Genomic DNA, 13,753 nt, shown 5'->3' with positions numbered 1-13,753 from the left:
TCACCCTAGGGGTAGACCGTGATCGCCTGCGCCGCGGCATCCGCCGGCCAGACCGGGAAGCCGGCGAGGGCACCGGCGGACGCGAACGACACCGCGGCGCGCACCGTCGTCGCTCCGGGGTCGAGCAGATACACGCCGCGGGACGGCAGCGGCACGTCGACGGAGGATCCGGCGGCCACCGCCACCTCGGTCGAGAAGGATCCGTCGGTCGTGGCGATCCGCACCGCGGCGTCGACGTCCGCCGTGTTGGCGAGGGTCACGCGCGGCGGAGCGCCTGCGGGCGTCGCGAAGAGCGTCGGAACGGCGATCTCGTCCGACGGCGTGTACCACGCGAAGTCGTCGCCCTCGCCGAGCCCCGTCGCCTGCCAGGCCGCGGCCACGACCGGCTGGTCGGCCGCGACGACCACGGTGTAGCGACCGGCGTCGCGCAGGCCCAGGTCGACCTCGACCGGACTCCCCGCGGTGAGGGGGATCGTGGAGGGCTCGCCGATCGGGGTCGTACTGCCGACGGGGATGACGGTCACCGACGCGGTGGTGTCGGCCGACGGCGAGAGGAGCCGCAGGAGCGAGGTGGCATCGTCGGTCTCGGCCCGGGCAGCGGCATCGATCCCGGTGATCACGACGGTGCGCGTCGGGGCGGCGAGGGCTCCCGACTGATCCACTCCGCCGGGCACCAGGGTGCGGGTGATGCTCGTCTGCAGAGAGGCCTGCACCGGCCCGCCCGTGGCGGTGACGCGGATCACGGGGCTGTCCTCGCCGAACGCGATTCCGGCCAGCGGGAGCACGCGCTGTGTGCGCGGGGCGATCACGATCGAGCCACCGGCCGGGGTCGACTCGCCCTGCGCGCCGAAGAGCGTCAGCTGCACGGCCGCGGGCACGTCGCCCGGGTTCGAGAGCACGACGAGATCCGCCGCCCCCGTCGTGCCGGCCCCGCCGACGAGCCAGGACTCCAGCAGGGGCGGACGGCACGCGGATGCCGCGAAGCCGGCGAGGTCGTCCGAGCGCACCGACGCGGACGAGGAGGCCGCCACGTCGGAGCGGACGCCGTCTTCGGGCGCCGCGGTGAAGACGGGGACGGGATCGGCGTTCGTGACGTTCGGCGACTCGAGCCGCGACTCCGTGGCGGCGGACGCGCCTTCCGCGACTCCTGCCGTCACAGTCGCGGAGGCCGCGAGCGACAGCTCCGCGGCCGCCTGGGACTGTCGGCCGAGCGCCAGCAGCGGGCCGTCGCAGACCGCGATCGTGTCACCGGGCTCGGGAGTCGCCTGGATCGACAGCGGCGCGCGCTCGACCACCGGCCAGGGCAGCGAGACGGCCGTCACGACGGCCACCACGGCGGCGACCGACACGACGGTGCCGATCAGGAGCCGGGCGCTCGTGGATGCCAGGCGGAGGAATCTGCGATCGCTCATCGGCCCTCCTGCCAGTGCGGGCCGACCACCCGGGGGGTGCGGCGTGCGGCGCGGCGCGACGCAGACGTGGGGATCGCGAGCAGCAAGGCGATCGCGACGACGCCGAACTGCATCGCGGCGATCCATCCCGCGGTGCGGTCGACGGATGCGGGCGGGGTGAAGCGCGTCTCTTCTCCGCCCTCGACGCGCCAGAGCGTGCCCTTGGACGTCTCTCCGACGGAATCGAGACCGTCGCGCTGGTCGAGCGAGGTCTGCGCCTGCAGGCGGAACGAGCGCGCCGCATCCGATTCGGGTGACGGAGACGGGGAGAGCAGCACGAAGCGCACGCCGTGGCCGCGCAGTGCGTCGACGACGTCGGCGGCCGAAGAGGTGACGAGGTCGGCGGTGAGGTCGGCGAGCTCCTGGTCGGATGCCGTCGCGACGGTGCGCGTCGACAAGAGCGTCGCCTGACTGCCGATGGTCTCGCTGCCGCCCCAGACGACGGAGGAGGCGACGCCTCCGGAGCTCTGCGGCGTGAGGACGACCGTGCCGACATCCGGGTCGTCACGCCCGGCGGCCGCCACGTACGCCGGCAGCGTGCTCGCCGGCCCGTTCTGGAGCTGCGCCGTTCCGCGGGCGACCGATGTCACGCCGGGGAAGGCCAGGACGGCGATCGCCGTCATCGCGACGACCGCCCCGAGGGTTCGAACCGAGCCCCATCGCGGCGCGATGCCGGCATCCAGGGTCACGAGGGCGCCGGCGGTGACGCCGAGCCACGCGAGGCTGAGCGCGGAGCCCGGCCACAGGGCCACCGAAGCGGACTGGACGAACGTCACCGAGATGCCGACGGCGGCGAACGCCGTGGCCAGGCCGAGCGCCGTCACGCCGAGCAGCGCTCCACCCACCGCCCAGCGCTGGGTGAGCGGCGCGACGAGGGCCAGAAGGGCGAGAGGGGCGACGAGCAGGGGGACCCACCACGTGGCGCCGCCGGCGAGGAACTCCGTCCATCCGCCGGGGTCGGTCGTGGGGAAGCCCGCGGCGAGGAGCGAACGCCCCACGCCGTCGGCCGCCGCTTCGGGTCCCACCCAGGGCACGCCGGGATCGGCGAGAAGCGCGAGCGGGAGCCCGGCGCGCACCTGGTGCCACACGAGCGGCAGCGACAGCACGAGCGAAGGCACGGCCAGCCACGCGATGCGGGCGGCTCCGCGTCCGGCGCGGAGGGCGAACGTGAGGATCAGCGCGACCGCCCACAGCACCGCCAGGGCGGGCGCGAGAGACGGCGCGCCGGCCACGACGGCGGCGAGGACGAGGGATGCGGCGCCCGCCGGCACCCAGGAGCGGTGGGCGACGGAGCCGGCGAAGAACAGCCAGGGCAGCAGGAGGTGCACGAGGACGGCGGCGGGGCGTCCCTGCGACAGCGCGGCGAGGAAGGTCGGGGCGAGCGCCCACACGACGCCGCCGGCGAAGCGCAGCGTGGCGCGGTCGGTCACCCGTGTGGCGGCGAACCAGCCGCCCAGGGCGGCCAGCGGAAGGGCCAGCACCCAGATCACGACCAGAACGCGCGAGGGGTCGGCGGGCCAGAGGCTCCCCACCACCGCGAGCACCGCGGCGAACGGATCGGCAGGTCCCACGGTCTCGAGCCCGAGGCCGCGCGAGCCGAAGGCGGCGTCGGCCCACAGCTGAGCGAACGTCGTCCGCAGCGGCTGCAGGGCTCCGCCGCCGAGCACGGGCCACGCCAGCAGCATCGGGAAGGCGACGAGGGATGTCGCGAGCGCCCCCAGCACGAGCCAGGCGCCACCGCCGGCGAAGAACCGCAGCTCTCCGCGCTGCGGAGCGGCGTCGGCGTTGGCGACATCCGGGTCGTCGTCGAAGCGCTGGCGCAGGGCGGACTGCGAGATCCTCAGGGGCGCGATCTGGGCCCACGACGCTGTGCGATGACGCGCGATGCGGCGCCGCGAGCGCACGACGGCGCCCACACGGAAGAAGGCCACGAAGGTCGCGGCCCACTCCGGACCGACGAGGGACGGCTGCTTGCGCACGAGGTGCACGCCCGTGCGCCAGACGACGAGCGGCAGCAGCGTGAGCCACACCAGCGGCAGCGCCGCAGGCCGCGCATACGCGAGACGACGGTGCAGCTGCGCCGTCCGCGCGGCGAACGCGCGGCGTCGACGGGCCCGGCCCGTCAGCGGAGCCGGTGCGCCGGCGACCCCGTCGCCGGCGACGGCGACGACGGCGGTGGGCGCGAGCGCCACGCGAGCGCCGGCGAGACGCGCACGCACCGCGAGGTCGAGTCCCTCATCGGCGCCCAGGAGCGCGCGGTCGAGGCCGTCGAGCTGCGCCCAGGCGTCGGCGCGCACGAGGAGTCCGCGCACGTCGGCTCCGAGGACGTCGTCGTCGGCGTCGTGCTGGCCCTGGTCGAGCTCGCCGTCGGAGATCCCGACCGTGCGGCCGAGTCCCGTCATCGTCACGCCGAGCGACACGATCTCGGTGGCGTCGTCCCAGCGCACGAGCTTGGGAGCCACGAGGGCGACCGACGGCGCGAGCTCGAGCGCACCGGTCAGCCGCTGCAGGGCTTCGGGCTGCGGTGCGGTGTCCTGCGCCAGAAGCCACACGGCATCCGCGTTCACCCTGCGCGTGGCCAGACTCAATGCCTCCGCGTAGCCGGTGCCCGCCGGGGCGGTGATGACGGATTCGGCGCCCGACGATGCGGCGGCTTCGGCCACGCCCGGGTCCGTGCCGCACACGACGATCGTGAGGGCGTCGACGGGGCGCCGCTGCTCGGAGAGCGCCCTCAGCGTCCGCCGCAGATGGTGCGCGGCGGGAGTGCGCCCGTCGGGGCGCACGAAGAGGAGAGCGTGGACTCGAGCGGGCATGACGTCGTCAGCCTAGGCGGACCGCACGGCCTCCCCCGGAGGCGCGCGCCACTCCGACAAGATCGGAGCGGTCGGGCGGATTCAGCCGGCGCGGCGCTTCAGCTTGCGACGCTCGCGTTCGCTGAGGCCGCCCCAGATGCCGAAGCGCTCGTCGTTCTGGAGGGCGTACTCGAGGCAGCGGTCGCGGACGTCGCAGGTCGTGCAGACGCGCTTCGCGTCGCGCGTGGAGCCGCCCTTCTCCGGGAAGAACGCCTCCGGATCGGTCTGCGCGCACAGCGCGTCGGACTGCCATCCGAGCGGATTCTCGTCATCGGTCTCGGCTGGACGCCGCACCCCGGGAACCCCGAGGTTGACCGGATCGACGAACCAATTGTCGGGAACGCCTGAACGGTAGCCCGTCATCTCGTTCTCCCCCCGGTGTTTCCCCCCACGCTGGTCAGCGCGTACGCATAATTACACCCGTGTAGTTCCTCAGGGTCAAGTCGCGAACCATAAAGCCTCAAGGGTTCATTGAAGCTTCACGACGCGCCGTCGGCGTGTCGCGCACGGGTAACGATGAGAGAACGCCCGGCAGGCACACGGTTCGACCGCACGGGAGGCGCGGTCAGCGGCCGGGTCCGGCGAGGAACAGCTCGCCGGTTCCGGATGCCTCAAGCGTCCCTTCGTCCGCGGTGACGAACACCGCCTGGCCGGGTCGCAGGAGCCTCTCCTCGCCCGTCGCCGCACCGCGCAGCCGGAGCTCGCCCTCGGTCACGACGGCGATGGATGCTCCCCCCACCGGGACTGCGGCCGTGCCGCCGATCCGCGCGTGCAGCAGCGCGAAATCGGGGACTCCCGCGTCGAACCGCTCCAGTCCGTCGCCGAGCGGGACGGGATGCAGACGCGGCTCGAGGCCGGGACGGGGGTCGAGCACGCGGACGAGCTCGTCGACGTCGATGTGCTTGGGGGTGAGCCCACCTCGCATGACGTTGTCGCTCGCCGACATGAGCTCCACCCCGAGCCCTTCGAGGTAGGCGTGGAGCACGCCGGCCGGCAGGAACAGCGCCTCCCCGCGGCGCAGAGTGACGACGTTCATGAGCAGCGCCACGACGACGCCGGGATCGCCCGGGGCCGACTGCGCGATGCGGGCGACCGTCGCGATCTCCGCGTCGAACTCGGGGACATCGGCATCCGCGAGCGCCGCGATGACGTCGTCGACCTCGGCGGCGGCGCTGCCGGAGAGGAGCCAGGCCACCGTGTCGATCAGGGCCGCCGAGGCATCCGGACCCTCCAGCCGCGCCGCCAGCGGTGCGGCGGGCGCGCCGAGCGCTGCGACGAGTCGCCTGGTCGCGTCGATGTCGCGGAGACCGGCGAGCGCGGTGAAGGTGTCGCTGAGTGCGACGAGCACCTCGGGCTTGTGGTTGTCGTCGCGGTACAGGCGCTCACCGGCATCGCGGGGGATCCCCGCCGCCTCCTCGCGCGCGAAGCCCGCTTCGGCCTGCGACTTCGAGGGGTGCACCTGGATCGACAGCGGGGATGCCGCGGCCAGCAGCTTCAGCAGGTACGGCAGCCGGGCAGGCGCTCCGGCATCCGATCCCTCCTCGGAGAGCCACTCTCCGAGCGTGCGTCCGTCGGGAACCCGGGCGGGCGAACCGGGATGATCGCCGAACCACACCTCGGCTTCGCGCGCCCCCGTCGGGGTGCGACCTTCGAGTTCGGCGAGCAGGGTCGTTGACCCCCACGGATAGTCGCGCGGGGCATTGGCGAGGGGTACCAGCACATCCCCAGCCTAGACAGGCTGCTCCGGTAGCCTGATATCACGATGGCGGTCCACACGAAGCACCCGGTCGCGGCGCCCCCGGCAGCCCCGGTCCGCGAGAAGACAGGGCACCTGCTGCTACGCGCGTGGTGCATCTTCGTGCTGTTCACCGCGCTGTCCGGAACCGCCTGGGTCCACGCGTTCGGCGAGGTCGTGGCCGGCGCCGTCGTCATCGGCGGCGCTCTCCTGTCGATCGGGCTGTGGCTCGCCGTGCGGCCGTCGGTGCACTGGCAGCGACTCCCCTGGTTCGTCGTGGGCTACGTCGTGTGGGCGATCCTCTCCCTGATCTGGTCGGCGTGGCCCGCCGTCTCGGCCTGGACTCTCCTTCTCCTGGTGATCACGACGGTGCAGGCGCTGTTCGTGGGCTCGCTCCTGACCTGGCGCGAGCTCGTGCGGGCCGTCTCCTCCGCGCTGAAGTGGGTCATCGGCCTGTCGCTCGTGTTCGAACTGTGGGTGTCGATCTTCGTGCGCGTGCCGCTCCTGCCGGGCTTCGTCCCGCGCACCGAGAAGCTCGACCCGATCGAGTACTGGTCGCGCAACAACCTCTTCGGCGGCGGCCGCATCCAGGGCATCATGGGCAATGCGAACCTGCTCGGACCCGTGGCGCTCATGGCGATCATCGTCTTCGGTCTGCTCTACGCCGGCCGGGCGACCAGACGCGTCACCCTGCTCCTGTGGATCGCCGTATCGGCCTACCTGTTCTACCGGGCCTCGTCGGCGACGGCGTACCTCGCGGCGGCGGCCGTGGTGGTCGTGCTGGCGACGATCCTGCTCATGCGTCGCGCGGATCGACCCGGCGCGCGCACCAAGTACTACCTGGCGTACGCCGCCATCGGCGTCGTCTCGGCGCTGGTCCTGGTCTTCTTCCGCGAGCAGATCTTCGGAGCACTCGGGCGCGAGTCGAACCTCACGGGGCGGGAGGACATCTGGGCCGCGGTCCTCGAGAGAGCGACGCAGAGACCCGTGATCGGCTGGGGCTTCGCCACGCCGTGGGTGACCGCCGACCCGGCGTTCGGCGGGTGGATCATCGACCACGGCGTATCGGTGCAGCAGGCCCACAACATGTGGATCGACGTCTTCTTCCAGCTCGGCGCCGTGGGAGTGGTCCTGATGGCGCTCACGTACCTCGCGTTCGTCTGGCGCGCATGGTTCTTCGCTGTCGACCGCCCGCGCTGGGACCTGCGCGCCGACCGGCCGTACTCCTCGCTGTCGCTCCTCCCCTCGCTCCTGGCCACGGTCCTGCTGGTGCAGGGCATCGCGGAGTCCGGGCCGCTGCTGCTGTGGGGTTGGATGTTCGTCGTGATGTTCGCGTTCAAGATCAAGCAGTCGCCGCACATCGGCGTCGGCCCCGCCGAGCAGAGCTTCGCGATCGAGCAGGATCTCACGGCCGTCGCCGCGCCCCGCCGCAGGCCGAGGGCATGAGCGCGGCCGCCGCGGCCCCCGCGCAGGGGCGGTGGCTCCGGGACCTGCTCGTCTCGGCATCCCTCGCCCGTGCGTTCACGCTCGCGGTGCTCGCCGCCGTCTTCTCGTCGTTCGCGATCGAGCGGGTCGCGGGCCGCGTCACGTACGCCACCATCATCGCGGCCCTCTGCCTCCTCGCGATCGCGATCCTCGTCGCGCGGCGCGACGAAGTGTCGTTCGTGCGACTCGTGCCCACCACCCTGGTGGCGTTCGTGGGATGGGCGGTCGTCAGCGTGTTCTGGAGCACGGATCCCGCCTCCACGTTCTGGAGCGGACTCTCCACGGCGGCCCTCGCCGTGCTCGCCGTGACGATCGGGCAGGTCCGCGACACGCTCCAGACGGCGCGCGCCCTGGGCGACGTGATGCGCTGGCTGCTGTCGATCTCGCTCGGGCTCGAGATCCTGGCGGGCATCCTCCTCGACATGCCGTTCCGCTTCCTCGGCATCCAGGGCAGGATCGCCGAGTTCGGTCCCGTCCAGGGGATCTTCGGGACGCGCAATCTGCTGGGCTTCGTCGCCGTCATCGCACTCGTGACGTTCCTGGTGGAATATCGCACGCAATCGGTCCGTCCCGGACTCTCCGTGTTCTCCGTCGCGCTCGCCGGCCTCCTCGCCGCGCTCTCTGATTCGCCGACGGTCGCCGTTCTCGCCGTCGCGGTCGGTGCGGCGGCGGGCGCGCTGTGGATCGTGCGCCACACGCCGGCCGAGCGGCGGACATCGGTGCAGTGGACGTTCGCCGGCATCGTCGTGGTCGGCATAGGAGTCGCGTACGTGCTGCGGCATACGATCATCGCCTGGCTGGGCGCTGGATCGGACTTCTCCACCCGCGCCGAACTGTGGGCGACGATCCTCGCGTACGTGCGGCGCGACCCGATCGTCGGGTTCGGGTGGTTCGGCCCGTGGCCGCCGCTGGAGTTCCCGTTCATCGCGATCAACTTCACGCTCGACCAGAGCCACGCGACCGCGCTCAACGCGTACTTCGACGTCCTGCTGCAGCTCGGCTGGGTCGGGCTCATCCTGTTCCTCGGCTTCGTCGGGATCGCCCTCGTGCGCTCGTGGCTCGTCGCCGGCGAGCGCCGCTCGGTCGTCTACGCGTGGACGCCGCTCATCCTGACCACGATCCTCGTCGACTCGATGTTCGAGAGCTTCGCCCTCGCCGGCTCCGGGTGGGTCCTGCTGGTCATCTGCGCCGTGCGCGCCGGACATTCGCGATCGTGGCGCGAGCGCGTCGACGCGCTCGGGAGCCGCGTAGCGGACGACCTTCCACACGACCGCATCCCCTGACGGATGCCCCGTCACGCCGCGTGTCGGAGGTAAGACTTTTCCCTTCAGAGGGGTGCCCTCCGCCCGTAGACTCCCGACGCCGGGCGACCCCAGAGCCCGGCGGAATCAGGATGTGCCACGTGTCGAACACGATCTCCCCACCCTCTCTGCGAACGTTGCTGCGCGGTGCCGCGGCCGCCCTCGCGGTCGCGTCGCTCTTCGTCTTCGGTGCGGTCGTTCCCGCGCAGGCGGCGACGCCGCCGGCTGCACCGTTCACCCTCACCGGCCGCATCGTCGACTCCGCAGGCGACGGCGTCCCGGGTGCCGTCGTCAGCACGCCGAACTCGTGCCGGTGCGGTGACAGCGCAGACATCCCGCCCGCGACCGCCACCACCGCTGCCGACGGAACGTTCTCCGTGACGGTGCGCTACTCCTCCTCCGTGAGCGTGCAGGTCTCCGGCCCGGAGCCCTTCGTGCGGGCAGGACTCGCCGCCGACGGGACGCTGAGGGCCGGGGGCGCGGACGACGAGCGCGCCTTCACGGCGTCGGCCGCGCTGGGCACCCTCACCCTCACGGAGGGCGTGGTCGTGACGGGGACCGTGGCCGTCACGGGCTTCCCGGTCGCCGCCGACGGATGGATCAGCCTCTCCAGCCCGACTCTGGGGTACTACTCCGCGCCGTACTCCGCCGTCGACGGGGCGCAGTCCTGGTCGGTCGCCGTACCGGCCGGCAGCTACACCGTCACCGCCTACGCGCCCGGCGAAGAGGTCGCGTACAACGGCAGCGCGCCTGTCACGATCGGCGCCGCCGGAGCCGCACTCGGCACCGCGGCAGTCGCCGGCAGCGGCTTCGTCGTACGCGGCACGACCGTCGATCCCGACGGACGACCTGCGGCAGGCGTCTACGTCAACCTCAACCACACCGATGAGAACGGGTACACCACCGGCTATACCGGCGTCCTGACCGCCGCCGATGGAACGTACACGCTGGTGAACGTCGACCCGAAGGCGTACACCGTCTACGCGTCCGCGTCCTACAGCGATGCCCTCGGCGACTACCAGGCGGGGTTCTGGCCCGGGCTCGTGCCCTCGGACGCGCAGGCGGAGCTCCTCACGGTCTCCGGCACTCCGCGCATCATCTCGGTGCCCTCCCCCGATCTCGTCATCCGCCGAGCCTCCCCGAGCGAGCCGCGTTCGGTGACGGCCGCCGCCGGCGACGCCCAGGCCACCGTCTCGTGGCAGGCGCCGGCGAATCCGGGCGTCGCGAACGCGCCCACCTACCTGTACACCGTGACGGCATCGCCCGGAGGCGCGACCGTGACCACGGACGGCGCGAACAGATCGGTCGTCGTGCCCGGTCTCGCCAACGGAACGGCGTACACCTTCACCGTCACCGCGACCAGCGGATTCGGGACGTCGCCGGTTTCGACGGCATCCAACACCGTCACGCCGGGCGCCGCGCCCGCCGCGAAGGCGCCCAGCGCGCCGCTGGACGTGCGCGCACTCGGCGGAGACCGCACGGCCACGGTCACCTGGAAGACGCCGACCTCGGACGGAGGGTCCCCGATCACCGCCTACACCGCGACGGCGAAATTCGGGAGCATCGTCTACGGGACGGCGACGGTCGACGGCTCGGCCCGCCAGGCGATCATCACGGATCTGCCCTACGGCGGCCTGCTCACCGTCACGGTGACGGCGCGCAACGCCGTCGGCTCGTCGACAGCCGCCGTCGCGCCGAAACCCGTGACACCTGCCGCACCCCCGACCGCGCCGACGGGCGTGAAGGCCACGGCGGGCAACACCCAGGCCACGGTCTCGTGGACCGGGTCGGCCAGCAACGGATCCAGCATCACCGGGTACACCGTGACGGCGAGCCCGGGCGGCAAGACGACCACCGTCGCCGCCACCGCCCGCACGGCGACAGTGACCGGACTCACCAACGGCACGGCCTACACCTTCACGGTGACGGCCAAGAACGCCAAGGGCTCGACCGCGTCCGTCGCGTCCGCAGCCGTGACTCCGCGCACGGTGCCGACGGCGCCCGGCAACGTGCGTGCCCGCCTCGCCGCCGCCCTCGTGGTCGTGGCGTGGGAGGCTCCGGCATCGACCGGCGGCTCGGCGATCACGGGATACACCGTGACGGCCAGTCCCGGCGGTCAGACGATCACGACCGCGGCATCCGGTCGCAGCGCGACCTTCCGAGGCCTCGCCAAAGGAACGGCGTACACGTTCACCGTCAAGGCCGACAACGCGGCAGGCTCGTCTGCGGCGTCCGCGAAGTCGAACACGGTGACGCCGAAGTAGGAGTGCAGGATCCGCGCCGGCCTGCCGTCCGCAGGCCGGCGCGGATCGCGCGTCCAGGAACGGCCCGACCGGGCAGGGTAGGATTCACGGGCCATGACCCTGACCTCCGAGAGCGCCGTGACGTCGACCAATCAGCCCTTCGATCCCGCGTCGGCCACGATCGCCGTCGTCACGTTCAACCGCTCCGGACTGCTCACGCGGCTGCTCGACAGCATGGTCGTCATGGATCCCAAGCCCGGCCACATCGTCGTCGTCGACAACGCGTCCACGGATGACACCACCGAGGTCGTCGAGTCCTACCGCGAACGCCTGGGCACCGAGCTCGTCTATCGCCGCCTCGACACCAACACGGGCGGTTCCGGCGGGTTCAGCGAGGGCATGCGCGTCGCCTACGACCTCGGATCCGAGTGGATCTGGCTCATGGACGACGACGTCGAGGTCATCCCCGACGGCCTCGCGAAGATGGGCAAGTGGGCTCCGCGGTTCAAGAGCATCCAGGGCCGCCGCTACGACTACGACGGCAGCGCCTTCTACTGGCAGTACCGCATCGCAGAGCCGCTCGGCATCCCCATCCCCTTCGCCCCGTCGGGCTTCGACGAATCGGGCTACAAGGAGATGAACTCCGGATGCTTCGAGGGCATGTTCATCCATCGCGACATCGTGCAGCAGATCGGCCTGCCCGACCCGCGCTTCTTCATCTACTGGGATGACCAGATGTACGGCTGGCTCGCCTCCCGCAAGACCACGTCGGTCATCGTCGACGAGTTCGTGCTGCGGCGCACCCGCGAGATCAAGCAGTGGGACATGGGCATCCGCCACATGAACGCGTCCAGCGACGCCTATCGGTACTACATCATGCGCAACCGCGGCCACATGAAGCAGTACTACCGCTCGCTCGGTGTGCACAACCCCGTGCTGTTCGGCCTCGGCACCGCCATGACATTCGGCAAGGAGCTCATCCGCCTCGTCGCGGTCGAGCGCAAGGTCCGCGGCACGTCGAATCTGTTCCGCGGCCTGAAGGACGGCCGAGAGATCGCTCGGGATGCCTCGTGGCGGCCGATGGCGCCGCTCGCGGCCGCCGACGCTCGCTGACCGACGCCTGAGCCCTCAGCCCGCGTTGTAGTCGGCGTTGTACCGGTCGAGCACCTCGGCGAGCGGAGCGTCGAGCGCGAGGCGGCCCTTGTCGAGGTAGAGACCACGGGTGCAGAAGCGCCGCAGGTCCTTCTCGTTGTGCGAGACGAAGAACAGCGTGCGGCCTTCGGTGAGGAGCTCGTCGATCCGCTTGTAGCACTTCTCCCTGAAGGCCTTGTCTCCGACAGCGAGCACTTCGTCCACCAGGAGGACCGGTTCGTCGAGCTGCGACACGACGGAGAACGCCAGACGAACCTTCATGCCGTTCGAGAGGTGCTTGTACGGCATGTCGACGAAGTTCTCGATCTCGGCGAATTCGATGATGCCGTCGAACCGCCGCGCGACCTCGGCGCGCGACATCCCGTGCAGCCCCGCCGTGAGTCGTACGTTCTCGCGCACCGTCAGGTCGCCGACGAAGCCGCCCGTGATCTCGATCAGAGGGGCGACGCCACCATGCACCGTGACACGGCCCTCATCGGGCAGCAGCACCCCGGCGACGAGTTTGAGCAGCGTCGACTTCCCCTGGCCGTTGCGCCCGACGACGCCGATGGACTCCCCCGGCTTCACAGCGAACGACACCTCGCGCAGCGCCCAGAACTCGTTCGGGGCACTGCGTCGTGTCGAGTCGGAGAACAGGTCCTTGATGCTGCGGCGGCCGCGGCGGTTGCGGCGGAACCGTACGCCGAGGTCGCGCACCTCGATCGCGAGAGCGGGATCCGTCATCACAGCTCCTTCAGCACAGGGCGCTCGAGGCGGCGAAAGACCTGGATCCCGATCAGCAGGACGAGGATGCTCACCACAGCCCCGACCACGACGCTCAGCGTGTCCCATTGGTCGGGGAAGAACCCGACCCGGTAGAGCGTGAAGATCCCTGCCAGCGGATTGAAGGCCATGATCTCCGGGAAGATGCCGGGGAGATCCTTCACGCTGTAGATGATCGGCGTGGCGTAGAAGAGTGCCCGGAGCATGAGCCGGGTCGTGCGCTCGAGGTCACCCCACAGCATGCACAGCGGAGCGACGATGAGTCCGAGGCCGACGAGCAGCATCGTCTGCAGGAGGACCGCCACGGGGAACCACAAGAGGCCCCAGTTCACCGTCGCTCCGGCGAAGACGGCGAAGAGCACGAGGACGGGAAGCGAGCAGAGGAACTCGATCCCCTTGCTGAGAACGATCCGGTTGACCCAGATCGAGCGAGGGATCGCCGTCGATCGCACCAGGCGCGCGTCTTTGTTGAAGGCCCGTGTGAAGTCGGCGACGGCCGCGTTGAACCAGACCCACGGCAGCAGAGCGGTGATGAGGAAGACGATGTAGGGGTCCTCACCGACGCCCTTGTTGAAGATCTGCGTGAAGACGAACCAGTAGATCAGGCTCATCACGAGCGGATCGAGCACCGACCAGAGGTACCCGAGCGCGCTGGTGGCGTAGCGTACGCGCAGATCTCGCGCGGAGAGAAGCCACAGCGAGTGGAGGTAGCGGCGGGGGGATCCCGGGGCGCCGACGGCGGCTGTGGTCACGGGTTCGAGTCTATTCAGTA

10 protein-coding genes are annotated in these 13,753 nt (G+C 71.2%); 4 read left to right on the top strand and 6 right to left on the bottom strand.

The genetic code is table 11. The features are described 5' to 3' along the window. Positions 1-5 precede the first annotated feature (5 nt). The 4 genes from B0B14_RS15260 to manA all read right to left on the bottom strand — a co-directional run bounded on the left by B0B14_RS15260 (position 6) and on the right by manA (position 6,023). Complete coding sequence (locus B0B14_RS15260) at positions 6-1,412, bottom strand: DUF5719 family protein (protein WP_076683396.1); 1,407 nt, start codon at positions 1,410-1,412, stop codon at positions 6-8. Then, positions 1,409-4,264, bottom strand: a complete 2,856-nt coding sequence (locus B0B14_RS15255) for a glycosyltransferase (protein ID WP_076683394.1) — start codon at positions 4,262-4,264, stop codon at positions 1,409-1,411. The genes B0B14_RS15260 and B0B14_RS15255 overlap by 4 nt, the downstream gene beginning before the upstream one ends. 81 nt (positions 4,265-4,345) lie before the next feature. Continuing rightward, positions 4,346-4,666 carry a WhiB family transcriptional regulator gene (locus tag B0B14_RS15250; RefSeq protein ID WP_076683392.1) on the bottom strand — a complete coding sequence of 107 codons (321 nt, stop codon included), beginning with the start codon at positions 4,664-4,666 and terminating at the stop codon, positions 4,346-4,348. Between the two features lie 202 nt (positions 4,667-4,868). Beyond that, a complete protein-coding gene (manA, locus tag B0B14_RS15245) occupies positions 4,869-6,023 on the bottom strand; it encodes a mannose-6-phosphate isomerase, class I (RefSeq protein ID WP_076683389.1) in 1,155 nt (384 codons plus the stop codon). A gap of 42 nt (positions 6,024-6,065) precedes the next feature. Here manA and B0B14_RS15240 point away from each other — a divergent pair, with 42 nt between their 5' ends. The 4 genes from B0B14_RS15240 (at position 6,066) to B0B14_RS15225 (ending at position 12,180) form a co-directional block, all read left to right on the top strand. Further along, positions 6,066-7,484, top strand: a complete 1,419-nt coding sequence (locus B0B14_RS15240; RefSeq protein ID WP_076683387.1) for an O-antigen ligase family protein — start codon at positions 6,066-6,068, stop codon at positions 7,482-7,484. Then, complete coding sequence (locus B0B14_RS15235; RefSeq protein ID WP_076683385.1) at positions 7,481-8,806, top strand: O-antigen ligase family protein; 1,326 nt, start codon at positions 7,481-7,483, stop codon at positions 8,804-8,806. Before B0B14_RS15240 ends, B0B14_RS15235 begins: the two co-directional genes overlap by 4 nt. Positions 8,807-8,925: 119 nt before the next feature. Then, on the top strand, positions 8,926-11,088 hold the full coding sequence (locus B0B14_RS15230) for a fibronectin type III domain-containing protein (protein ID WP_076683383.1): 2,163 nt from the start codon (positions 8,926-8,928) through the stop codon (positions 11,086-11,088). Between the two features lie 93 nt (positions 11,089-11,181). Continuing rightward, on the top strand, positions 11,182-12,180 hold the full coding sequence (locus tag B0B14_RS15225; protein WP_076683381.1) for a glycosyltransferase: 999 nt from the start codon (positions 11,182-11,184) through the stop codon (positions 12,178-12,180). Between the two features lie 15 nt (positions 12,181-12,195). Here B0B14_RS15225 and B0B14_RS15220 read toward each other — a convergent pair whose 3' ends face one another. Both B0B14_RS15220 and B0B14_RS15215 read right to left on the bottom strand, forming a co-directional pair. Next, a complete protein-coding gene (locus B0B14_RS15220; protein ID WP_076683378.1) occupies positions 12,196-12,942 on the bottom strand; it encodes an ABC transporter ATP-binding protein in 747 nt (248 codons plus the stop codon). Continuing rightward, positions 12,942-13,733 carry an ABC transporter permease gene (locus B0B14_RS15215; protein WP_076683376.1) on the bottom strand — a complete coding sequence of 264 codons (792 nt, stop codon included), beginning with the start codon at positions 13,731-13,733 and terminating at the stop codon, positions 12,942-12,944. Before B0B14_RS15215 ends, B0B14_RS15220 begins: the two co-directional genes overlap by 1 nt. Between the last annotated feature and the right edge of the window lie 20 nt (positions 13,734-13,753).

Source organism: Microbacterium sp. RU33B (assembly GCF_900155915.1).
GTDB lineage: Bacteria > Actinomycetota > Actinomycetes > Actinomycetales > Microbacteriaceae > Microbacterium.
This window is presented reverse-complemented; position numbering and strand designations above follow the sequence as displayed.